Genomic DNA, 21,725 nt, shown 5'->3' on the forward strand with positions numbered 1-21,725 from the left:
GGAGACCAACGATGCCCAAGCGTATCCTGACGGGGACCGTGGTTTCCGACAAGACCGACAAGACCGTGACCGTGCTCGTCGAGCGTAAGGTGAAGCACCCGCTCTACGGGAAGATCATCCGCCGTTCGAAGAAGTACCACGCCCACGACGAAGAGAACGCCTACCAGACCGGCGAGCGCGTTCGCATCGAAGAGACCAAGCCGATCTCCAAGACCAAGTCTTGGAAGGTGCTCGATCGCCTGCAGGCGAGCAAGGGCACCGCGATCGAGGCGAACCTCGACGTGGACAACGCCCGCTAAAGTGAGTATGGGCGCCGATCCCTCGGCGCCCTGCTCCGCTTTTGCAGGTCACGAGAGATTTTTTGGAACTGCCGGACTGGTTCCGGCAAGCCGTTGAGAAGGAACCGGATCGATGATCCAGATGCAATCCAATCTCGACGTCGCGGACAACAGCGGCGCTAAGCGCGTCCAGTGCATCAAGGTGCTGGGTGGCTCTAAGCGTCGTACCGCAGGCGTCGGCGACATCATCGTGGTGTCGATCAAGGAGGCGCAGCCCCGCGCTCGCGTCAAGAAGGGCGACGTTCACCGCGCGGTGATCGTGCGCACCCGCAAGGACGTGCGTCGCGCCGACGGGAGCGTGATCCGCTTCGACAGCAATGCTGCCGTGCTGATCAACAAGAACGAGGAGCCGATCGGCACTCGTATCTTCGGCCCCGTGGTCCGCGAGCTGCGCGGCCGTGGCTTCATGAAGATCATCAGCCTCGCGCCGGAGGTGCTGTAATGGCCGCCGCTAAGATCAAGAAGGGCGACAGCGTCGTCGTTCGCTCGGGCAAGGACAAGGGCCGTACCGGCACTGTCACCCAGGTCCTCCCCAAGGAGGGCAAGGTCGTGGTCGAAGGCATCAACGTGATGACCCGCCACCGCAAGCCCAGTCAGACGAACCCGCAAGGTGGCATCGATCGCCTGCCGGCGCCGATGGCAATCAGCAAAGTCGGCCTGGCCGACACGGACGGCAAGCCTACGCGCGTGCGGTTCGAGACCAAGGACGGCAAGAAGGTCCGCGTGGCCGTGAAGTCCGGAGAGACGATCGATGGCTGACACCTACACCCCGCGTCTTCGCACGAAGTATGACGCCGAGATCGCGAAAGCGATGACCGAGAAGTTCGGTTACAAGAACGTCATGGAAGTGCCCAAGATCGAGAAGATCACGCTCAACATGGGCGTGGGCGAGGCGAGCCAGGACAAGAAGAAGGTCCAGACCGCCGCTGCTGAGATGGAAGCGATCGCCGGCCAGAAGCCTGTGATCACCAAGGCTCGCAAGTCCATCGCGCAGTTCAAGCTGCGCGAGGGCATGCCGATCGGTTGCAAGGTCACCTTGCGTCGTGAGCGCATGTACGAGTTCCTGGACCGTCTGGTCACGATCGCGATGCCCCGCATCCGCGACTTCCGTGGCCTGAACCCCAAGTCGTTCGACGGCCGTGGCAACTACGCCATGGGCCTCAAGGAGCAGATCATCTTCCCAGAGATCAGCTACGACAAGATCGACAAGGTGCGTGGCATGGACATCATCGTCACCACCACGGCGAAGACCGACGACGAGGCGCGCGAGCTGCTGCGTCTGTTCGGTTTCCCGTTCCCGGCGCCGGAAGCCGCCGCTGAAGAGAAGCAGGCCGCGTGAGCGGTCTTAGGTAAGAGAGCTTAAGTCCATGGCGAAACTGAGTTCCGTGAACAAGAACGAGCGTCGTAAGAAGCTCGTCAAGAAGTATGCCGGCAAGTACGCTGCCCTCAAGGCGGTGGCCGACGATGAATCGCTCGACGAAACCGAGCGCCTGATCGCCCGCCTGAAGCTGGCCGAGATACCGCGCAACGCCAACCCGACCCGGGTTCGCAACCGTTGCGCCACGACCGGCCGCCCGCGCGGCTACTACCGCAAGTTCGGGATCAACCGTATCGAGATCAGGAACCTTGGCAACAAGGGCATGATCCCCGGTCTGGTCAAGTCGAGCTGGTAAGGATTATCTGAAATGGCTTTGACCGATCCCCTGGGCGATATGCTCACCCGCATCCGCAACGGCCAGCAGGCGAAGAAGGACTCCGTCCTCTCGCCGGCCTCGAAGCTGCGCTCGCGCGTGCTCGAGGTGCTGCAGCGTGAAGGTTACATCCGTGGTTTCAGCGATGACGCCACCGGTGCCCACCCGCAGCTGCGCATTGAGCTGAAGTATTTCGAGGGCGAGCCTGCGATCAAGCACATCGCTCGCGTTTCCAAGCCTGGCCGCCGCGTCTATTCGGGTTCCAAGGAACTGCCGATCGTGCGCAACGGCCTTGGCATCACCATCGTCTCGACGCCGCGCGGCGTGCTCTCGGATGCCGAAGCACGCAGCCAGAACGTCGGCGGCGAAGTGCTCGCGGAGGTCTTCTGATGAGCCGCATCGGCAAGCGTCCGGTTGCGATCCCGAGCGGCGTCACCGCCGACATCAAGGATGGCATCCTCTCGGTAAAGGGTCCCAAGGGCACCCTCACCCTCACTCTGCGTGACGAGATCAGCTACACGCTCGACGACGGCGGCATCCTCGTGAAGCCGGCGAACGACACCAAGGAAGCTCGCGCTTTCTGGGGCATGCAGCGCACGCTGGTGTCGAACCTCGTCGAAGGCGTGACCACGGGCTTCACCAAGACGCTCGAGATCACCGGTGTCGGCTACCGCGCCAATGCTCAGGGCAAGACCCTGAAGCTGCAGCTCGGCTACTCGCACGACGTCGACATCGCGGTGCCCGAAGGCATCGAGATTAAGACGCCGGACAACACCACGATCGAGATCTCCGGCAACGACAAGCAGAAGGTCGGCCAGATCGCGGCCGAGATCCGCCGCTGGCGCAAGCCCGAGCCTTACAAGGGCAAGGGCATCAAGTACCGTGGCGAGTACATCTTCCGCAAGGAAGGGAAGAAGAAGTAATGGCCAAGCTCAACCTCTTCGATCGCCGCAAGCGTCGCGTCCGCACATCGCTGCGCGCGCGTTCGGGCAGCCGCCCTCGCCTGTCGGTGCACCGCACCGGTCGGCACATCTACGCGCAGATCATCGACGACGCGCAGGGCCGCACGCTCGCAGCCGCCAACACGCTTGGCGCCAAGGGCACCGACATGGAAGCCGCGACCCGAGTGGGTCAGCAGCTGGCCGAGAAGGCCAAGGCCGCTGGCGTCACCGCAGTCGTGTTCGACCGCGGCGGTTTCCTCTTCCACGGTCGCGTCAAGGCGCTGGCCGAAGCCGCCCGTGAAGGCGGGCTGGAGTTCTGATCATGGCAGACGAAAACAACAACGAGCAGCCGATCGCGGCTGAGGCGCCCCAGGGTGTCGACAACGCTCCGGCAGCCGGTGGCTACCAGGGTCAGGGCGGTGGTCGCGGTGGCCGTGGTCCCGGTGGCGGCAATCGTGGCCGGGGCGGCAACGACCGTGGTGGTCGCGGTGGCAACGATCGTGGTGGCCGTCGTGACGACCGTCGCGGGCGTGGTGGCGACGACGAGGGTGGCGAAGAGCTGATCGAGAAGCTCGTCCACATCAACCGTGTCTCCAAGACCGTGAAGGGCGGCAAGCGCTTCGGCTTTGCGGCGCTGGTCGTCGTGGGTGACGGCAAGGGCCGCGTCGGCTTCGGTCACTCCAAGGCACGCGAAGTGCCTGAGGCGATCACCAAGGCGACTGCCTCGGCGAAGAAGAAGATGGTGCGCGTCCCCCTCAAGGAAGGCCGCACCCTGCACCACGACGGCAAGGGCCACTTTGGCGCCGGCCGCGTGAACGTGCGCACGGCTCCTGCGGGTACCGGCATCATCGCCGGTGGTCCGATGCGCGCCGTGTTCGAGAGCCTGGGCGTTCACGACGTGGTGACCAAGTCGGTCGGCACTTCGAACCCCTACAACATGATCCGCGCCACGTTCGACGCGCTGACCAACCAGACTTCGCCGAAGTCGGTCGCTCAGCGTCGCGGCAAGAAGGTCGCTGACCTGCTTGGCCGCGGTGGCGCATCTGAGGTGGAGGCTGAGGCCGCTGCCGAAGCCATCGCGGAGTAATCGATCATGGCAACCATCAAGATCAAGCAGATCGGCTCGCCGATCCGTCGCCCGGAAGCTCAGAAGAAGATTCTGATCGGCCTGGGCCTGGGCAAGATGAACCGTGTCGTCGAGCTCCAGGACACCGCGGAAGTGCGTGGCGCCATCGCCCGCCTGCCGCACATGGTGCAGATCGTCGACTGACCTGAACGTCCTTCGATGCGAACGAACAAGCCCCGGCCGCAAGGTCGGGGTTTTTTCGTTGGGAACGCTCAGCCTTCGCAAGCTTGACCCTGCCCCGCATGTGATCGACGCTGTCGCAAACACAAAGCCGGGTATCGAGGGAGAGCGACCATGGAGAGCAGCGAGCGCCTGCTGGCGATCGAAGAGATCAAGCAAGCCAAGGCCTGGTACTTCTACGGTCTCGATCACCGCGACTGGGACATCTGGCGCGAGCGCGTGTGGACGCATGACGGCCGCCTGGAAGTGCCCGAGGCCGGCATGGTGGTGGAACCGCTTGAGACGGTGATCGCCTGGGTGGCTGAGTCTACCGCCGATCAGGTCTCCGTGCACCACGGCCACATGCCGATCATCGACTTCGTCTCAGACGACGAGGCGAAGGTTATCTGGGCCATGGAGGACCGGCTCTACCGCAGCGAGGCGCATCCGCTGCCCGGCAATGTGGGCTACCTGCATGGCTTCGGCCACTATCACGAGACCTACGTGCGGACCGAGCGAGGCTGGCGCCTGCGCGCATCGCGTCTTACGCGCTTGCGGGTGGAGGAACATGCGCGCGGCCACGTTGCGCGTGAGCCGCGCGCCGGGTGATACGTGGCGGGCAGGTGTGAACCCGTAAGACTACGCAGACCGAGTTTCGCGCTTCATCAGCCTTGCAGGGCTATAGCCTGCCGTCAGGAAGGCTGAGGACGTTTATGCATGGCAGAGCGGAATAGCGGGATGCTCGCGCACGGCGAGTGGCTCGACGCCTTGCGCGACTTGTCGCTGTGCTGCGCCGTCAGCGCGTGCGACGAGACGCAGGATCGCGTGCGCGAGATCAACGCGTTGCTGCTGGTAGCGCCGGCCCGGTCGCTGATCGATGGCCTGCGGCCGATCGGCGCGACCCGGATCGAAGCGCTGATCAATGCCGGCGCCTGCGAAACCGCGATCATGACGATGCTTGAGGCGGGTGCGGGATTCCTGCTGTCCCGCGGCAGCGATGGGCAGAGCCTTGCGACCGTTGCCCTGCCCGGCAGTGCGCACGAAGCGTCGGGTGCGGGCGCCTCCCCTACACTCGCGCTGGTCGGTGCAATGGCGGACGCGCTGGCTAGCACCGCCTCAGGCGAGCGCATGGCTGCGCGGCAGAGGGGCCTCGGCCGGGGTCACGCGCTGCACTGAACTCGGATGCGAGTTACGCTCCCCTCTCCACGGTCGAGGAGAGGCAAGAAGAATCCGCAGCCGAACTACAGCTCAATCAATCCTCGCGCGATTCCCGATCAGGCTGGGCGCGCCGCGGCCTTCCATGAACTCCGCGAGATTGCGATGGAGGTTGATGACCTTCTGCTCCTGGTGCGGGTTGGGCAGCGGGCCGCGGAAGCCGGACGACTTCATGCCCTTCTGCACGAACTCCATGTTGGAGAAGTCCTGCGCCAGGACCGAGCCCCACTTTTCGCCGACCGGCTCGGCATAGACCCACTCGGTCTCCGGTGCTTCACCCACCGCAAAGCGCTCCAGCGCATAGCTTTCGAACACGCACTTGTTCGGATCGTCGCCGTAGGGGCGCACGCGGTAGCACAGGGCGAAGGTCTCGCCGTGCAGGATGTTCTGGTTCGGGAACAAGCCCCAGGCGAGCCCGCCCTCTTTCTTGATCTCGGGCGGCACCTCGGGCCAGATAACCCCGCGCGCAGCGTCGTCGGCCTTAGCCGATGCGATCCAGTGCGCGATGCACTCCTGCGGCGTCGCCGTTTCAGGCAGTTCGTCCTTGAGCCGGCTTGCCGCATTGACCAGCGTCTCGGTCGAGGCGGAGAAGTTCACCGTCTCGTAGTTCTCCCGGATCAGCTCGTATGTTGAGACGCGCGGATCGTCGCCCTTGCCGGCGCGGGTCGTTCCGGCGCTCTCGCTCATCTGGAACTTGGCGTCGCGGGTGTCGTAGCTCGATACCGAGTGCAGGCCGTACTGCTTGGATAGCGCGTAGTAGTCGCCATAGGCGAGCAACTGCGTGTGGGTGCCGGCGACGTGATACGGCTCCAGAAACGCTTCGATCGCGGTCTTCCAGTTGCAATTGTAGATCGCCCACTGGCGCCACTTGTACTGCATGCCGGCCAGATCGAAGTGCGACAGGATCTCGCCCGCGCGGCCCATCCAGTCCTTCAGCGAAGGCGCTTGCGGGTCCATGTTGATGTAGATGTAGCCCTGCCAGGTATCGACCTGCACTTCGGACAGGCAAGTCATCTCGGGCGTCAGCGTGTTGCCCCAGTCCTGCGGGTCGAGGATGTAGGTGTTCTCACCCTCCAGGTTGAAGGTCCAGCCGTGAAAGCCGCAGATGAAGTTCTTGCGGTTGGACCCACGCACGTCGTGCACGGGGCGGTCGTGCAAGCTGGTCGGCCCGGGGAGAAAGTCGGGCACGCTGACCAGCTGGCGGCCGCGGTGCGGACAGACGTTGTGGAAGGCCTTCAGCGAGCCGTCCTCCTTGCGCAGGATGATGACCGACTCGTCGGCGACGTTGTACGTCAGCCAGTCGCCCGGGTTGGGCAGGTCGCTCTCTCGCTCGACCATTTGCCAGATCTTGGGCCAGAGCAGCTGCTTCTCTGCGTCCAGGTACTCCTTGGAGAGGAACGCCTCGGTCGGGTACGTGACCAGGCGTTCCTCGTCCATGTCCTGGGCAGTGATGTTCGCGGGCGCGAACGTCTCAGGCTTGTTCATCGGTGCATCTCCCATGCGTTCCCGCGCCGACGCTCTTGTGCCGAGCGCTTCCGGACGCGGGCGGGCCGCTATTCAACACTCCTGTTCATTAAGGCCGATCGGAGGCGATTGCCAGTGCCGAAATCGTGCTGGCTGCAGGCAGCAGAAAGGGCGGACAGCGCGTGCTGCCCGCCCCTTTTGCTCGCCCACCCTTTGATCAAAGGGCGACGATGCCGCCGTCATCCTTGGTAATCGCGACGATCGCCGAACGCGGACGAACCGTGGAACCAACGGATGTGCTGCCCTGCGAGTCGGGCCAGTGGCTCGACGGTGCCGCCGGAGTGCCCTCCTCGCCCGGATGCTGGATGCCGACGAACAGCGTGCGGCCGTCCGGCGTCATGTCGATGCCCGTGATCTCGCATTGGACGGGACCGACCAGGAAGCGACGCAGCGTCGCCGCGGTCGCGGCTGCGCCGGTAATGGTCGCCTGCGTGGCGGTGGCGCCGGTCGAGGCCCTGTTGGTGATCGTCTTGGCGCCGCCATCGCCGACGTTGCCCGGCAATGCTGCCAGCAGCATGCAGTTGGTGCGATCGGTCAGTGCACCGTCGTCGGTCTCGATCCAGAGCACCGGCTTCACCTGGCCCGCCGGGTTGGTCGCACGCGAGAAGTAGAGGCCGTCGGGGCTGGAGAAGTCGTTGTCCGCCGTCAGCCCGGAGATGTTGACGTCCGCGTTCGAGTCCGCCGAGTCCGCGCCGAACAGGTAGATGTCCCAGCGGAACGTGGTGGCCGCCTGATCGTCGCCGGTCTCACGAAGGCGGATGATGTGGCCGTTCGGGTTGCCGTACTGTGCGCTGTTCGAGGGGCCCTTGGGATCGTTGTAGTGGCGCGGGTTGGCGGCATCGGTGCCGTTGAGCGGACGGCCGGCAGCGTTGTTGTTGGTGAGGGTCAGATAGACCTCGCCCGTGACCGGGTTGCCGGCCGTCCATTCGGGGCGATCCATTGGCGTGGCACCGACCGCATCCGCGGCGAGGCGGGCATTGATCAGCACGTCGGCCTGGTCGGCGAAGGTGTAGTTGGGGAGGTTCGGCACCTGGCCGAACATCAGCGGGAGCCATTGGCCCGAGCCGTCGGCATTGAACTTCGCCACATAGAGCGTACCGGCATCGAGGTACTTGTCGCCCATGGCCACGCGGTTGTTGGAAGCGCCGTCCGCCGCGGCAAAGGTCGCATTCGAGACGAACTTGTACAGGTACTCACGGCGCGAATCGTCGCCCATGTAGACGGCGAGCTTCTTGCCGGCGACCGCCTGCACAAACGCGCCCTCGTGGCCTAAGCGGCCGAGCGCCGTGCGCTTGCGCGGAGTCGAGGCGGGGTCGTAGGGATCGATCTCGACCACCCAGCCGAACTGGTTGGGCTCGTTGCGGAAGTCCTGCGCCGCGCTATCGGCCTTCGCGCGCGCGTCCCAGCGGGTGTAGAGCGTATCGGTGGTCGCGACCGAGGACCAGGCGTAGTTGCCGGTCGTGCTGGTCACGCCATATCGCGACAGCGCGACCTGCTCCTTGGCACTGCGCTGGGTGGTGTCGGCGCCCGCGCCCGAGGCGTCGCGGCGGAAGTAGCCCGCCCAGTTCTCTTCGCAGGTCAGGTTGGTGGCCCAGGGCGTGATGCCGTTGGCGCAGTTGTTGATCGTGCCGCGCCCCTTGGTGCCGTCAGCCGAGAAGAGGGTCACCAGCTGTGCATTGCCGGCCGCCGGACCGCTGAACTGCATGGCCGTTGCGGGCGTGACGCGGCGGTTGAACGTGCTGGTCGCGACATAGCTCCACTTGCGACTGCCGGCGTCGGTGTACTCGGAAACGCTGACGCGGTGCGCCATCATCTCCTTGAGCACCTCGGCCTCCGGACGCGGACCGCTGGTGACGTTGGTCGGACCGTTCGGGTGCAAGTACTGCACGTTCAGGTTCTCATGGTTCTGCACCATCAAGCCGCGCGTGCTGCTGTTGTCGTCACGCGCGCCGGCGGCGCTCAGGCCGAAGAAGTGCAGCGCGTCGCCATGGTCGCCGATGCGCTTGTCGAAGTCGGTGTCGGTGCCGTTGTTGGCATAGGCCGAGACGCCGCTGGCAAGCGGATCGCCCAGGCGCGTCATCACGGTAACCGTGTAGCCGGCCGGAACGGTCACGACATCGTTGAGGTTCTTGGGCACGGCCGCGAAGCCGAGCACGGCGGGGTTGACGCGCACGGTGCTGGTACCGGTGGCGGTGCCGCCACGCTGAGCTGGCGCCGAGTAGGTGAAGATCAAGTCGCTCGCCGCGCCGACTGCGGGCGCGATGAAGGTGGCCGTGGTCGCGTTAACCGTGGTCAGCGTCACCGCCGGGCCGCTGGTCTGCGTCCAGGTGCCCGGGAGCACGTCCGCCGCCACCGTGGTCGTCAGGGTGACGACGCGTCCGGCGCTGGTGGCTGCGACGCTGCCGGGCGTCACGGTCGGGCCCTGGTCCACATCGTCGCTGCCACCGCAAGCCGAGAGCATGGTGGTGCCGAACAGCGCCATGCCGGTCGCGCCCAGGCCGCCCATCAGCGCCTTGCGGCGCGAGTACCGCTCGGCCGCGAGGCTTTCAAGCGAAGGAACCAGGCTCTGGTTGGTGTCGACGTCACCGTCTGTGTAGCCGGTGATCAGGTAACGCTCGGTCATGGTGTCCCCCTTCTGGTGATCTGGGGGCGGAGTCTTATGGCCGGTCCATGACAGGATTGCGCAGTTGCCGTGACAGTTCCGCGTCAGCGCGACGCGCGACGGGGCGAGAGCTCAGGACGATGGATAGATGCCGGATAGCACCCGATCGAAGTGCCGCTTAACCATGTGGTTGCAAGTGCAGGCTCTTTGTTCGAGCTTTGCGGCGTCCATGATCTCGATCCCGCCTCTACGAGTGCGGACCAGGCCATCGGCCTTGAAGCGCTGGACCACCCGGCTGGCATAACTGCGGCCGATGCCCATCATCGAGGCGAGCTGCTCCTGCGTCATCGTGATGTCGTTGCGGCCGATCCGATCGATTGCGGCGATCAACCACTTGGCGGCGCGCTGCTCGATCGTGTGGATGGCGTTGCACGCGATTGACTGGAATACCTGCGCCATCAGGCAATCGGCATATCGCGAGAAGAGGGAGCGCAACGCGGGCGAGGCTTCCTTGGCGCGATCGAGGTCGCTGGCCAGAATGCGATAGAACTGCCCACCCTGCATCACGCTCGACCGCGCATAGGCCGGCGCCGCGCCCTGGCTGATGATCCCACCCAGCGCGCCCTCGCGCCCGACCATCAATGTTTCCACGACGACGCCACTGTCGAGCAGGACGAAGAACGACGCGATCGCGCCACCGCGCGGAAAATAGCAGTAGTCGACGCTTTCTCCCGGATCGTAGAGGATCTTGCCCGTTTCCAGCCGAACTTCGGCGAGGCGCGGCGCCAGCAGCTCCCGATCTTGCGGCCGCAGCGTGTCCAGCAGTTCACTGCGTTCCGACATCGGCATCTCCGCAAGGCCCACGCGACGTCGGCCGGGATCAAAGGGACTGTGACAAGAAACGGAGGCTTCACCACGAAGTTCCTTCATGTGCGCACTTGTGAACAGATCGCGCTGCTTGTTCGTGTTAGGTCGCTTTCAGCGCTGCCCCGGGACGGCGCTGCAGGATGATCCGGTCCCGTGTGATGCGGCTCAATTCATTGGACAAGGCTGCTTCTTAACTCATATGAAGTCGCCGGAGATTTAGTCGCTTAACATGCAATCGCTTCTTACCCATCTGCGGGAGGCTACGTCTGCCTCGCACGAGTTGCTCGACGCAGCGTTCGGTTCTCTCGATATGGCTGACCGTGCCGACTACGTGCGCTTCCTCAGCGGCCACGCTATCGGTTTGGCGCCGCTGTTCGGCTCGTTCCAGGCCTTCGCGGAGCAAGACCTCGGCATGGCTTGCCCTGATTACCCCGAGATGCTGCGCCAGGACTTGGCAGCCTTAGGCGTGGACAGTGCGCGGTTACCTCAGGTCGCCGCCTCGGGTGGCCTCACTCGTTTGGCGACCGGCTACGTCATCGCCGGTTCGCGACTGGGGCTCACCATGATCCGCCGCCAGGGCTACTGGGGCGCCGCACACGCGCTGCCGTCTGCTTACATGGAGGACGAGCGCGGGCTGGCGATCTGGAAGGAAGCCGCAAGCCTGATGAAGCAGCGCGACCTTGGCGACCTTGAGGCGCAAGCTGAGCGAGACGCCGCCGTTGCCACGTTCGACACATTCCGCGCGGCGTTTGTCGCCAGCGCGACGGCAGACGTACGCTAGGCACAATGGCCGACGCTTCGCATCAGGTCGATCTCTCGACCTGCGACCTTGAGCCGATCCACATCATCGGCCGGATTCAGAGCTTCGGCTGGCTGATCTCGTTCTCGCACGACTGGATCATCAATCACGTCTCGACCAACAGCGCCGAAATCTTCGGGACTCCGCCGGAGGACATGATCGGCCGCGCCGCGACCGAGTTCATCGCGCCGAGCGCGCTGCACGACATCCGTACCCGGCTCCAGATCCTGGGCACCGCCGACGCCGTGGAGCGCATGTTCGGCCTCGAACTGATCGACGGGACCCGCAACTTCGATGTCGCGCTGCACGCCTCCGGACAGTCGTTCGTGCTGGAGATCGAGGAAAGCGAAGGTGGCCGTCGCCGCGACTATGTGAGCTACGTGCGGCCGATGATCGATCGGATGCGCAATTCGGCCACCATCGAGCAACTCTGCGCCAGCGCAGCGCGGCACTTGCGCGGTTTGACCGGTTTCGACCGAGTTATGGTCTACCGCTTCGAAGGCTCGGGCGCCGGCGAAGTCATTGCCGAAAGCCTGAACGGCTCGGTCGATAGCTTCCACGGGCTGCATTTCCCCGCGTCCGACATCCCGGCACAGGCGCGTCGGCTCTATTCGCGCAACATCCTGCGGATCATCTCGGACGTCGATGATCCCACGGTCCCGATCATTCCGACCACCGGCCCGAACGGCGATCCGCTCGACCTGTCGATGAGCGGACTGCGCGCGGTCTCGCCGATCCACATCGAGTACCTGCGCAACATGGGTGTAAAGGCGTCCATGTCGGTCTCGATCATGCGCCGCGGCAAGCTGTGGGGGCTGATGGCCTGCCACCACTACTCGCCGCTGCGCCTATCCTACTCGGTGCGCACCGCGGCAGAACTGTTCGGCGAGTTCTTCTCCTACCTCCTTGACCAGAAGGAGAGCGACACCGCATTCGACAAGCGCGGCGCGTCCATGCGCCTCCATGACGAGATCATGGCCCGCGTTGCCGGCGGGGATTCGCTGATCGCCGCGTTCGACGATTTTGCGGACTCGATCGGCAAGGTCATCCCCTTCGATGGCGTAGTCGGCTGGGTCGACGGTCAGTTCATGTCGCGCGGCGAGACGCCCACGGAGGCGGAGTTCGCCGGGCTTGCCCGGTTCCTCAACACCGCGGGTGCACGCATGGTCTGGTCGAGCGAGAACCTCTCGCAGGTCTACGAACCGGCCAAGGCTTTTGCAGAGCGTGCGGCCGGCATCCTCGCCCTCCCGGTGTCCCGCACCCCGCGTGACTACATGGTCCTGTTCCGCAAGGAGCAGCTGAAAGAGGTGTTCTGGGCCGGCAACCCGGAGAAGAAGATCGAACTGGGGCCGAACGGGCCGCGCCTGACGCCGCGCAAGAGCTTCGAGTTGTGGAAGGAAGAACGCCGCGGTTACGCGCGCGCCTGGACCACTGACGAGATCGCCGCGGCGGAAGCCTTGCGTATCACTCTTCTCGAGGTTGTCCTCCGCCTCGCCGATGCAGCCAACGTGGAGCGCGAACAGGCGAACAAGCAGCAGGACATGCTGATCGCGGAACTGAACCACCGCGTGCGCAACATCCTCAACCTGATCCGCGGGCTGGTCACGCAGTCCAAGGAAGGCGCCGAGACGATCGACCAGTTCGCCGAGATCATCGGTAGCCGCATCCATGCTCTGGCACGTGCGCACGATCAGGTGACGCAGACCGATTGGTCGCCCTCCTCGCTCTACAATCTGATCCGCACCGAGGCGGCCGCCTACGCCAGCCACAGCGCGGATCGCGTGCGGATCGAAGGGCCCGATGCGATGATCGCGCCCGGCGCCTTCACCACGCTTGCGCTGGTCATCCACGAGATGATGACCAACTCGTGCAAGTACGGCGCGCTGTCCGATTCGCGTGGGCGCTTGGTGATCACCATCAGCGCGGGCGACGATCGCTCGCTGGAGATCGATTGGCACGAGCGCGATGGGCCCGCGGTCACCGCGCCGACCCGGCGTGGCTTCGGCTCGACCATCATCGAGCGCACCATTCCCCATGAACTGGGCGGTGCGGCCACGGTGGACTACCCGCCTGAGGGCTTGCGCGCCGTATTCGTGCTCCCGGCCGAGCACATTTCCACTTACGATACGCCCATGCCCTCGCCGCACGAGGCGCCGGTCGTGACCGGCAACGTGCGCGAAAGCGCGCCCGAGCTATTCTCGGCCAGCGCGCTGATCGTCGAGGATAACGTGATCATCGCCATGGAGGCCGAGGATGTACTGCGCGGCCTGGGCTTTGCCGATTGCCAGATCGTCGGCTCGGTGCGCGCGGCTCTGGCGCTGCTCGACACTGCGACCGTGAGCTTCGCCATGCTCGACGTGAACCTGGGTAAGGAGACCAGCGAGGACATCGCCGCAGCCCTGCACGCGCGCGGCATCCCTTTCATCTTCGCCAGCGGCTATGGCGACAGGTCGTTCACCACGACGCGATATGATGGCGTGCCGGTGATCACCAAGCCCTACTCCGAGCGGGACGTCCGCGCCGCAATCGCAAGGCTGAAGCACGGCTGAGCCCCCGCGCTGAACCTTCGGACTAAGCCTTCAACTCCTCCAGGAAGTCGATCAGTCCACGCTCCTCGCTCGACAGCCACTGCGTCGTGCGCGGCAGCTTGTCGGGTAGCAAGGGAGCGTCCTCGCCCCCCTTCACGGCCGCGACCACGGCGGGGTGCACGTAGGACTTGCGCGCGATCGAGGGCGTGTTGCCGAGACGGTCCGAGACTTCGGTCATCAGCGCCTTGAGCGAGATGCCGGGTTCTTCCACGAGGCGGCCGAATGCGAACGAACTCGCCGCCCAGGTTCGGAAGTGCTTGGCGGTGAAGGCATCACCCATGGTCTCATGGATGTACTCGTTAACGTCGTGACTGTGCACCGGAGCGGGGGCGCCGTCGTCGTCGATATACTGGAACAAGTGCTGGCCGGGCAGGTCCTGCATCACCCGCACGCAACGCACCAGTTTCTTGTCGTCGCAATCGATCTCGTGCATCTTGCCCGACTTGCCGCGGAAGCGCAGCCGCAGCATGCCGCGGTCGATCTTGGCATGACGATTGCGCAGAGTGGTCGCGCCGAAGCTCTTGTTTTCCTTGGCATACTGCTCGTTGCCGACGCGGATGGCGCCGGTGTCCAGCAGCGCCACGATGGACGCGATCGCCCGCTCGCGCGTCAGCTTGCGGGATGCGAGATCCTCCTCCACCCGCTTGCGAATGGCCGGCAGCTTGCGCCCGAACTGCGAGCACAAGTCGAACTTGGCGGCCTCGCGCTCCTCGCGCCAGTTCGGGTGGTAGCGGTACTGCCTGCGACCGCGTGCATCGTAGCCAATCGCCAGCAGGTGCGCGTCAGGATCGGCGCAGTACCAGCAATTCTCATAGGCGGGCGGCAGGGCGATCTTGTTCAGCCGGTCGATCTCGTCGCGATCGGTGATGCGCCCGCCGTCGGGGTCGAAATAGCCCCACTTGTCGCCGCGGACCTTGCGCCGGGTGATGCCCGGTTCGGTATGATCGACGAAGCGCAACTGGGCCATGTCTTGCGTTTAACTTTCTGAGTTTGCGCCCTCAACGCACGAGCGAGAGGTAAGTTTTCGCGAGCCCGTGCCAGCCCTGCACCAAAGGGCACTCGCGAGTGCACCTTCGCGAACATACATGGAACGCATGGCCCGTATGTCACTCAAGGATAAGCTCGAAGTGCTGGCCGATGCGGCCAAGTACGATGCCTCCTGCGCGTCATCGGGCACGTCCAAGCGCGACAGTCAGAAGGGCGGCATCGGCTCGACCGAGGGCATGGGTATCTGCCACGCCTATGCGCCGGACGGACGCTGCATCTCACTGCTCAAGATCCTGCTGACGAACTACTGCCAGTTCGATTGCCACTACTGCATCAACCGCAAGAGCTCGTCGGTGCGGCGGGCGGCGTTCACCGTGCAGGAGGTCGTGGACCTCACGATCGGCTTTTACCGGCGCAACTATATCGAGGGCCTGTTCCTCTCCTCGGGCATCATCCGCAGTCCCGATCACACGATGGAGCAGCTGGTGGAAGTCGCGCGCAAGCTGCGCGAGGAGCATGGCTTCAAGGGCTACATCCACCTCAAGACCATCCCCGACGCCGATCCGGAGATCGTTGCGCAGGCGGGACTCTGGGCTGACCGCGTCTCGATCAACATTGAGCTGCCGACCAGCAGCGCCCTCACCCGCCTGGCGCCGGACAAATCCGAGCAGCGCATCACCAGCGCCATGGGTGACATGAAGGACGCGATCGTCGAGGCCAAGGACGCCTCGCGCAAGTTCAAGTCGGCGCCGCGTTTCGCACCGGCGGGGCAGTCGACGCAGATGATCGTGGGCGCCGATGCCGCGACGGATGTGCAGATCATCGATCGCGCATCTTCGCTGTACCAAGGGTACGGCATGCGGCGGGTCTACTACTCCGCTTTCTCTCCGATCCCCGACGCCAGTGCCGTGCTTCCGCTGAAGCGGCCACCGCTGATGCGTGAGCATCGGCTGTATCAGTCCGACTGGCTGTTGCGGTTCTACGGCTACGAGCCATTCGACATTCGTGACGCTTCCGACAACGGCATGTTGCCCCTCGACATCGATCCGAAACTCGCTTGGGCGCTCAAATTCCGTGACGCATTTCCGGTCGACGTGAACAGTGCAGAGCGCGAGCGGCTGCTTCGTGTGCCAGGTTTGGGCGTGAAGGCCGTCAAGACCATCCTGGCGACCCGGCGCTATCGCAAGCTGCGGCTCGATGACGTGGGACGCCTGACGCAGTCGATCGCCAAGGTTCGTCCGTTCATTGTCACTCTGGATTGGCGTCCGACCGTGCTCACCGATCGCAGCGACCTCCGCCGCCTGCTCGCGCCTCCGCAGGAGCAGCTGGAGCTGTTCGCCGCTTGAGAATCGTTCGCGACAGAAACTGATTCGCCCGGCGGCCCGTTGTGCCGGCAACAAGGAGACGCAACATGGCCGACGCACGCATTTTCCAGGATCTGAAAGCCGACCACGATCGCCACCGCACCATGCTCGCCAAGTTGGGCGATGCACCGACCGAGAAGCGCGCAGACCTGTTCGAGGAGCTTCGCGTCGAGTTGCAGGCGCACGCAGCGGCTGAGGAAGAGTCGCTCTATGCCACGATGCTGGCAGTTCCGGACTTGCGCGACGATGCGCGCCATTCAGTTTCCGAGCACAAGGAAGTCGACGATTTCCTCGGCGATCTGGTGAAGCTCGATCCGGCCTCCGCAGAGTGGACCGAGACGTTCGATAAGATGCGCCATCGCTACCTCCACCACATCGGCGAGGAGGAAGAGGATATGTTCCCCGAAGCCGCCAAGATGCTGAACGAGCTGGAAGAGGCGCGGCTCGCGAACATCTTCGAGGACCGCAAGCCCAAGGAGCTCGAGCTGGCCGAGGAAGAGAAGCCGGGTGACGATCGCGACTGATCCGCTTCCTCAAGACATGATGCGCGCCCCTCCGGCGCGCGTCGTGCGCTTAGCGGGAGAGGACGATTGGGAAGGCTGGCGCGATGCTGCGCGCCGCTTCCTGGCGGCTCGTGTAGAGCCCGAACGGATCGTCTGGCACGCCGGAGAGAGCGCGGACGACCTCTTTGCCGATGGCAATGATACGCTGCCGCCCGAGCCGCAGCTGGAGCTGCGCGTACCGCGGCAGTTTCCGCAGATGGCACAGAGCGCATTGCTCCACTCCGATCCGGAACGCTTTGCCCTGCTCTACCGATTGCTCTGGCAAATTACCGAGCACCCCGGCTTGTTGTCCGACCAGGCTGATCCACTGGTCCGCCGGGTCGAGCTCATGGCCAAGGCGGTACGGCGTGACATCCACAAGATGCACGCCTTCGTACGCTTTCGCGAAGTCGAGACGCCTGCCGCCGCCGGAGAAGCGCCAACTACCCGCTTCGTCGCCTGGTTCGAGCCCGAGCACCACATCGTTCGTGCGACGGCCGGGTTCTTCGTGCGGCGCTTTGCGCAGATGGCCTGGTCGATCCTTACGCCCGAGCTGTGCATCCACTGGGATGGTCAGGTGCTGACGGAAAGCCCGGGCGCCGATCGCTCGCAAGCGCCGCGAGAGGACGCACTAGAGGACATGTGGAAGGCCTACTACGCTTCCACCTTCAATCCCGCGCGGCTCAAGATCGGCGCCATGACGCGTGAGATGCCGCGCAAGTATTGGAAGAACTTGCCCGAGGCTCAGCTGATTGCTCCGTTGATCGCCGGCGCGCAGGCTCGAGAGGCTCACATGGTTGCTCAACAGGTCGCCCCCACCGAGCGTGCGGGTACGTTGCAGGCGCTTGCCGAAGAGGCGCAAGGTTGCCGCCGCTGCCCGCTGTGGAAGGGCACCAATGGCTGCGTGTTCGGAGAGGGGCCTGGTGACGCCCGCCTGATGATCGTGGGCGAGCAGCCTGGCGACGAAGAGGACAAGAGCCACCGGCCTTTCGTGGGGCCTGCGGGCGGCGTGCTCGATCGCGCGCTGAACGAGGCAGGGATCGACCGCGGCGAGGTTTACCTCACCAACGCCGTCAAGCACTTCAAGTACGTCATGCGCGGCAAGCGGCGGCTCCACCAGAAGCCCGACGCGCCGGAGATCGATGCGTGCCGCTGGTGGCTGGATCAGGAGATCGGCCTCGTGCGCCCGCGTGCGACGATCATGCTGGGCGCTACCGCGGTGCGGGGCGTCACAGGGAAGACGGCAGCCATCGGCAAGGCTCGCGGCACGCCGATGGCTCTGGCGCAAGGCACGGGCGTCGTGACCTGGCACCCCTCTTACATCCTGCGCCTGCCGGAACGTGACGCAGCGGACCGCGCCTACGCCGGGCTCGTCGAAGACTTGCGCCTGGCTGCCGAGCAGGCGAGCGTGACCTGACGGCGGCCGCCGCTCGCCCATGTAGACAGGTCACCAGACAGGGAACGCGGCCACTTGCCCCGCGTTAATCGCGCTGAAGTTGCGATAGATGCGAGGAGAAAGACAGTGGACAAGGACACGCGCGAGACGTTCTGGAAAGCCTTCGAGGACAGCCCGTTCATCATGATGCGGCTCGAGGGATCGAACGAGCATGCCGAGCCGATGACGGCGCAACTCGACCGCGATGCGCATCACGCAATCTGGTTCTTCCTCAAGCGCGACAACCGCATTGCCGCCGGCGGCCCGGCCATGGGCCAAGTTGCCACCAAGGGCCACGATGTGTTCGCATGCATTTCGGGTGTTCTCGCCGAAGAGACCGACCAGGCGATCCGCGACAAGCAGTGGAATACCGTCGTGGAAAGCTGGTTTCCGAACGGCAAGACCGACCCCAGCGTGCTGATGCTGCGCTTCGACATCAAGGACTCTGAGGTCTGGACCGCCGACATGTCGATCACGGGCAAGTTCAAGATGTTGACCGGCATTCCGGTCAAGTCAAGTGAAGCGGGCGAGCACGCCACCGGTCCGGTTTGATCCGACCGGAGGACCGCGGCGTCCAGCTGCGGTCCTCCGGATTGATCTGCTAGCTCCTTATTCGGCTAGAGTAGCGATGCGAACTCAGCTGGTGTTACAAGCGAGAGCTGGAGAACAGGTCCAGACTGTTGGACGCCAACAACGAGCACGAGGATAGCGCCAGGCCCTTGCGTTTTAAGGTGCCGCATCAGACGCTTTCAGGATCGACGCGCAGGCGTGATGCTTTGCCGAGCCGCAGCCACATCGCGCCCTTGATCACCAACCTGCCGAAATTAGCTGCAAGTCGAGCTAACGCCAAAGTCGTGGCTGAGCGTCGATGACGAGATAGCGATCTATCCCGCGCGGAGGAGCAGCGCCTCATTGCCGAGCGGCTGAAGCTCCGAGGGACGTCGAACTGTAAGCGTGTCATCCAAGGCGTAAGCGATCGCGTCTTCGATCGCGGCGCGCGAGAACGGCTTGTGCACTACACCAACGGCCGTGCTCGCAGGTTCTCCGATCTGCCCCGAGTTGGCGGTCACGTAGATGATGCGCGTGCCGTATCGCTCGCACAGGAGCCTGGCAATGCCCGGCCCGGTGGGTCCATCGCGCAAGTTCAGGTCGACCAGGGCAACGGTCGGTGCCTCGCACAACGCCTCTACCGATGCCACGTCGGGCACGGTGGCGACGACAGCGTGACCACAGTCGAGGATGATATCCTCGAGCTGAATTGCGACGAGGAATTCATCCTCGACGATCACGACACGTGCAGCATTCACGCCTGATGTCCCCACCGTTACCTGGTTGTTACGCGGCGAGCTGGCGCTGTTCGTCGCTGTTCGCAATCTTCGCCAGTTCGTTGAAGAACGCGTCGATTGCTTCGCCGGTTAAAACGAAGTTGTGGCGGAAGTCTGGAAGCTGACCGGACTCGATGACCTTGCTCAGCATCGAGCGAGCACGGCAGATGCGGCTCTTCACGGTGCCGAGTGCGATGCCGCAGATATCGGCGATCTCTTCGTACGAGAGATTGCCGGCAGCGACCAGGATCAGCGCTTCGCGGTAAGTGTCGGGGATTGCCGTCAGAGCGCGCAACACATCGCCCAGCTCGATCGCGCTCTCCTGGCTGGCAGGCGCACGCAGGATGCGCTCGGCCGCAAGTTCGTCATACTCGCCATGGAACCGCGCGCGACGTGCTTCGCTGTAGAAGTGATTGCGCAGGATCGTGAAGGTCCATGCCTTGAAGTTGGTGCCGGCAGCATAACGCTCGCGAGCTGCCCAGGCGCGCAGCATGGCTTCTTGCGCGAGGTCATCGGCGCGGTCGCGACAACCGCAAAGGCCACGCGCGAAAGCGCGAAGGTGAGGCGCGACTTCGGTCAAGGCTCGCTTGAAATCCCGATCGCTCAGCGACCGTGCAGGCTCAACCTCGATCTCGGTTGCAACCGTCATATGCTTCCCTCCAACTGCCTCTGTAGACTTCTGAACGTATCTCGACGCCAAATGGTTCCTGAGTCACACAACGAGCTTAGCCAGAGGCCGCTGAAACGTGGGGAATGCGTCAGCCTTGCGACGGATAGAACGTCAGTTACGACGAAGCGGGGGAACATGCAGACCACTGCCAAGTTCGTTCGGCCAAACGAAATGAGGCCCCCGTCCGGGTAGACGGGAGCCTCGGGATCGGATCACCACCGGTTGCGGGGGGGGGTGGGAGGGCCAGTGGTGATACCAGTGAAACATCCGGCCCCGAAAAGAGTTCCCCGTATCGATGATAGGCTTGAAAAATAATGGCGCCTTGGCGTTGCGGCTCATGGATACGCAGCCATATGCACGCACGATGTTCGGCAATGGCCCTCCTCACCCCCTTGCCGGCCCCTAAGGTCAGCAGGCCCAAACTGGGTTGCCTCGCACTCGAACCATGCTAGGTTTCGAGCTTGGCTGCCGAACCAGTTCAGATTGAACGTAAACTGCGCCAACTCCATGCAAGGAATGAGCATGTCCGTCTCCGACCAGATCAGCGTCCAGCTTCCCTATTTGCGCCGCTACGCCCGCGCATTGACCGGGTCGCAGCATTCGGGGGACGCCTATGTCCGTGCAACGTTGGAGGCGGCCCTGGCGGATCAGTCGCTCCGGTCGGACATCGCCCGAAGCCGCGCTGCGCTTTATGGTGCTTTCACGCGGATCTGGTCGACCTCGCACGTCGATGAGCCCGTTGGCGCCGACATGGGCGACGACCTGCACGAGCAGGCGGCGCAGACGAAGCTGGCCACGATCGCTCCGACGCACCGGCAGGCTCTGCTGCTGACGACAGTCGAAGAATTCTCGCGCGAAGATTGCGCCGACATCCTCGGCATCGACACGCCCGATGTGGACACGCTCGTCCGCCAGGCGATCGAGGAGATCGAGAGCGAGAGCACCACGGACGTTCTCATCATCGAGGACGAGCCGCTGATCTCGATGCAGCTGGAGGGCCTGGTTTCCGAACTCGGCCATAACGTGGTCGGGACGGCCGCGACGCGTGCGCAGGCACTCGAGCTGTTCCGCAAGCATCCTGCAGGGCTCGTGCTGGCGGATATCCAGCTGGCGGATGGCAGCTCGGGCATCGACGCTGTGGAGGACTTGCTTCAGTTCGGCGACGTTCCGGTGATCTTCATCACTGCCTATCCGGAGCGTTTGCTCACGGGCGAGCGCCCGGAGCCGACGTATCTGGTCACCAAGCCGTTCCAGGAGGCCACCGTGCGCGCCTCCATCAGCCAGGCGCTGTTCTTCGGATCCAGTCGCCCGCTCAACTGAAACAGGGCTGCTTCCTGCAGCCTTGCCGCGACACTAGAACGCCTCTCCCGAGCTGGTCGGGGGAGGCGTTCTTGCATGTGCGGAAGGCGCAGCGGCTTGGGTCGCCAATTGAGTGCTACAAAAAGCAGGTGAGCAGTTGCTCCTCCTCCCTTGAGGGAGGAGGTTGGGAGGTGGGTGTACCCACGCTGGCGTGGACGCGCTGCCTGGCGGCATCGCTCCCCCACCCCCACCC

At 64.3% G+C, this 21,725-nt stretch carries 25 protein-coding genes; 19 read left to right on the forward strand and 6 right to left on the reverse strand.

Annotated elements, in window-relative coordinates; all coding sequences use genetic code 11:
* The first annotated feature begins 11 nt into the window (after positions 1–11).
* The 12 genes from rpsQ to GV044_RS13150 all read left to right on the forward strand — a co-directional run bounded on the left by rpsQ (position 12) and on the right by GV044_RS13150 (position 5,431).
* Positions 12–299: a 30S ribosomal protein S17 gene (rpsQ, locus tag GV044_RS13095; protein ID WP_159870543.1), complete on the forward strand. Its 288-nt coding sequence runs from the start codon at positions 12–14 to the stop codon at positions 297–299.
* Between the two features lie 112 nt (positions 300–411).
* Complete coding sequence (gene rplN, locus GV044_RS13100) at positions 412–780, forward strand: 50S ribosomal protein L14 (RefSeq protein ID WP_159870546.1); 369 nt, start codon at positions 412–414, stop codon at positions 778–780.
* Positions 780–1,097, forward strand: coding sequence for a 50S ribosomal protein L24 (gene rplX / locus GV044_RS13105; protein ID WP_159870549.1), 318 nt, complete (start codon positions 780–782; stop codon positions 1,095–1,097). Before rplN ends, rplX begins: the two co-directional genes overlap by 1 nt.
* Positions 1,090–1,677, forward strand: coding sequence for a 50S ribosomal protein L5 (gene rplE, locus GV044_RS13110; RefSeq protein ID WP_159870552.1), 588 nt, complete (start codon positions 1,090–1,092; stop codon positions 1,675–1,677). The genes rplX and rplE overlap by 8 nt, the downstream gene beginning before the upstream one ends.
* Before the next feature lie 28 nt (positions 1,678–1,705).
* Positions 1,706–2,011 (forward strand): 30S ribosomal protein S14, encoded by a 306-nt coding sequence (gene rpsN, locus GV044_RS13115; RefSeq protein ID WP_159870555.1) that lies wholly within the window; start codon positions 1,706–1,708, stop codon positions 2,009–2,011.
* A gap of 12 nt (positions 2,012–2,023) precedes the next feature.
* Complete coding sequence (gene rpsH, locus GV044_RS13120; RefSeq protein WP_159870558.1) at positions 2,024–2,419, forward strand: 30S ribosomal protein S8; 396 nt, start codon at positions 2,024–2,026, stop codon at positions 2,417–2,419.
* Positions 2,419–2,952 (forward strand): 50S ribosomal protein L6, encoded by a 534-nt coding sequence (rplF, locus tag GV044_RS13125; RefSeq protein WP_159870561.1) that lies wholly within the window; start codon positions 2,419–2,421, stop codon positions 2,950–2,952. The genes rpsH and rplF overlap by 1 nt, the downstream gene beginning before the upstream one ends.
* Positions 2,952–3,290, forward strand: a complete 339-nt coding sequence (gene rplR, locus GV044_RS13130; protein ID WP_159870564.1) for a 50S ribosomal protein L18 — start codon at positions 2,952–2,954, stop codon at positions 3,288–3,290. The genes rplF and rplR overlap by 1 nt, the downstream gene beginning before the upstream one ends.
* Positions 3,291–3,292: 2 nt before the next feature.
* Positions 3,293–4,057, forward strand: a complete 765-nt coding sequence (gene rpsE / locus GV044_RS13135; protein ID WP_159870567.1) for a 30S ribosomal protein S5 — start codon at positions 3,293–3,295, stop codon at positions 4,055–4,057.
* A 6-nt stretch (positions 4,058–4,063) separates the two neighbouring features.
* Positions 4,064–4,240, forward strand: coding sequence for a 50S ribosomal protein L30 (gene rpmD, locus GV044_RS13140; protein ID WP_159870570.1), 177 nt, complete (start codon positions 4,064–4,066; stop codon positions 4,238–4,240).
* A gap of 150 nt (positions 4,241–4,390) precedes the next feature.
* On the forward strand, positions 4,391–4,864 hold the full coding sequence (locus GV044_RS13145) for a nuclear transport factor 2 family protein (RefSeq protein ID WP_159870573.1): 474 nt from the start codon (positions 4,391–4,393) through the stop codon (positions 4,862–4,864).
* 108 nt (positions 4,865–4,972) lie between these two features.
* Complete coding sequence (locus GV044_RS13150) at positions 4,973–5,431, forward strand: hypothetical protein (RefSeq protein ID WP_159870576.1); 459 nt, start codon at positions 4,973–4,975, stop codon at positions 5,429–5,431.
* 72 nt (positions 5,432–5,503) lie between these two features.
* Here GV044_RS13150 and GV044_RS13155 read toward each other — a convergent pair whose 3' ends face one another.
* The 3 genes from GV044_RS13155 to GV044_RS13165 all read right to left on the reverse strand — a co-directional run bounded on the left by GV044_RS13155 (position 5,504) and on the right by GV044_RS13165 (position 10,439).
* Complete coding sequence (locus GV044_RS13155; RefSeq protein ID WP_159870579.1) at positions 5,504–6,955, reverse strand: SRPBCC family protein; 1,452 nt, start codon at positions 6,953–6,955, stop codon at positions 5,504–5,506.
* 196 nt (positions 6,956–7,151) lie between these two features.
* Positions 7,152–9,617 (reverse strand): PhoX family phosphatase, encoded by a 2,466-nt coding sequence (locus tag GV044_RS13160; protein WP_159870582.1) that lies wholly within the window; start codon positions 9,615–9,617, stop codon positions 7,152–7,154.
* A 111-nt stretch (positions 9,618–9,728) separates the two neighbouring features.
* Positions 9,729–10,439: a Crp/Fnr family transcriptional regulator gene (locus GV044_RS13165; protein ID WP_236554914.1), complete on the reverse strand. Its 711-nt coding sequence runs from the start codon at positions 10,437–10,439 to the stop codon at positions 9,729–9,731.
* Between the two features lie 334 nt (positions 10,440–10,773).
* On the opposite strand from GV044_RS13165, the gene GV044_RS13170 reads away from it, so the two are divergent.
* Positions 10,774–11,244 (forward strand): heme oxygenase, encoded by a 471-nt coding sequence (locus GV044_RS13170; RefSeq protein WP_236554915.1) that lies wholly within the window; start codon positions 10,774–10,776, stop codon positions 11,242–11,244.
* A 5-nt stretch (positions 11,245–11,249) separates the two neighbouring features.
* Positions 11,250–13,811, forward strand: coding sequence for an HWE histidine kinase domain-containing protein (locus tag GV044_RS13175; protein WP_159870591.1), 2,562 nt, complete (start codon positions 11,250–11,252; stop codon positions 13,809–13,811).
* A 22-nt stretch (positions 13,812–13,833) separates the two neighbouring features.
* Here the strand turns inward: GV044_RS13175 and GV044_RS13180 are convergent, their stop codons facing one another.
* A complete protein-coding gene (locus GV044_RS13180) occupies positions 13,834–14,817 on the reverse strand; it encodes a DNA topoisomerase IB (protein ID WP_159870594.1) in 984 nt (327 codons plus the stop codon).
* 127 nt (positions 14,818–14,944) lie between these two features.
* On the opposite strand from GV044_RS13180, the gene GV044_RS13185 reads away from it, so the two are divergent.
* The 4 genes from GV044_RS13185 to GV044_RS13200 all read left to right on the forward strand — a co-directional run bounded on the left by GV044_RS13185 (position 14,945) and on the right by GV044_RS13200 (position 18,730).
* Positions 14,945–16,183 carry a putative DNA modification/repair radical SAM protein gene (locus GV044_RS13185; RefSeq protein WP_159870597.1) on the forward strand — a complete coding sequence of 413 codons (1,239 nt, stop codon included), beginning with the start codon at positions 14,945–14,947 and terminating at the stop codon, positions 16,181–16,183.
* 65 nt (positions 16,184–16,248) lie between these two features.
* A complete protein-coding gene (locus GV044_RS13190; protein WP_159870600.1) occupies positions 16,249–16,725 on the forward strand; it encodes a hemerythrin domain-containing protein in 477 nt (158 codons plus the stop codon).
* Positions 16,726–16,744: 19 nt separating this feature from the next.
* Positions 16,745–18,160: a UdgX family uracil-DNA binding protein gene (locus GV044_RS13195; protein ID WP_159871503.1), complete on the forward strand. Its 1,416-nt coding sequence runs from the start codon at positions 16,745–16,747 to the stop codon at positions 18,158–18,160.
* A 105-nt stretch (positions 18,161–18,265) separates the two neighbouring features.
* Entirely contained in the window at positions 18,266–18,730 is a 465-nt protein-coding gene (locus tag GV044_RS13200; protein WP_159870603.1) for a pyridoxamine 5'-phosphate oxidase family protein, read from the forward strand.
* A 332-nt stretch (positions 18,731–19,062) separates the two neighbouring features.
* Here GV044_RS13200 and GV044_RS13205 read toward each other — a convergent pair whose 3' ends face one another.
* Complete coding sequence (locus GV044_RS13205) at positions 19,063–19,485, reverse strand: response regulator (RefSeq protein WP_236554916.1); 423 nt, start codon at positions 19,483–19,485, stop codon at positions 19,063–19,065.
* Positions 19,486–19,513: 28 nt separating this feature from the next.
* Positions 19,514–20,152, reverse strand: a complete 639-nt coding sequence (locus GV044_RS13210; RefSeq protein ID WP_159870606.1) for a sigma-70 family RNA polymerase sigma factor — start codon at positions 20,150–20,152, stop codon at positions 19,514–19,516.
* A 543-nt stretch (positions 20,153–20,695) separates the two neighbouring features.
* On the opposite strand from GV044_RS13210, the gene GV044_RS13215 reads away from it, so the two are divergent.
* On the forward strand, positions 20,696–21,493 hold the full coding sequence (locus tag GV044_RS13215) for a response regulator (RefSeq protein ID WP_159870609.1): 798 nt from the start codon (positions 20,696–20,698) through the stop codon (positions 21,491–21,493).
* Positions 21,494–21,725: the final 232 nt, after the last annotated feature.

The organism is Novosphingobium sp. 9U, assembly GCF_902506425.1.
In the GTDB taxonomy this organism is placed as follows: Bacteria; Pseudomonadota; Alphaproteobacteria; order Sphingomonadales; family Sphingomonadaceae; genus Novosphingobium.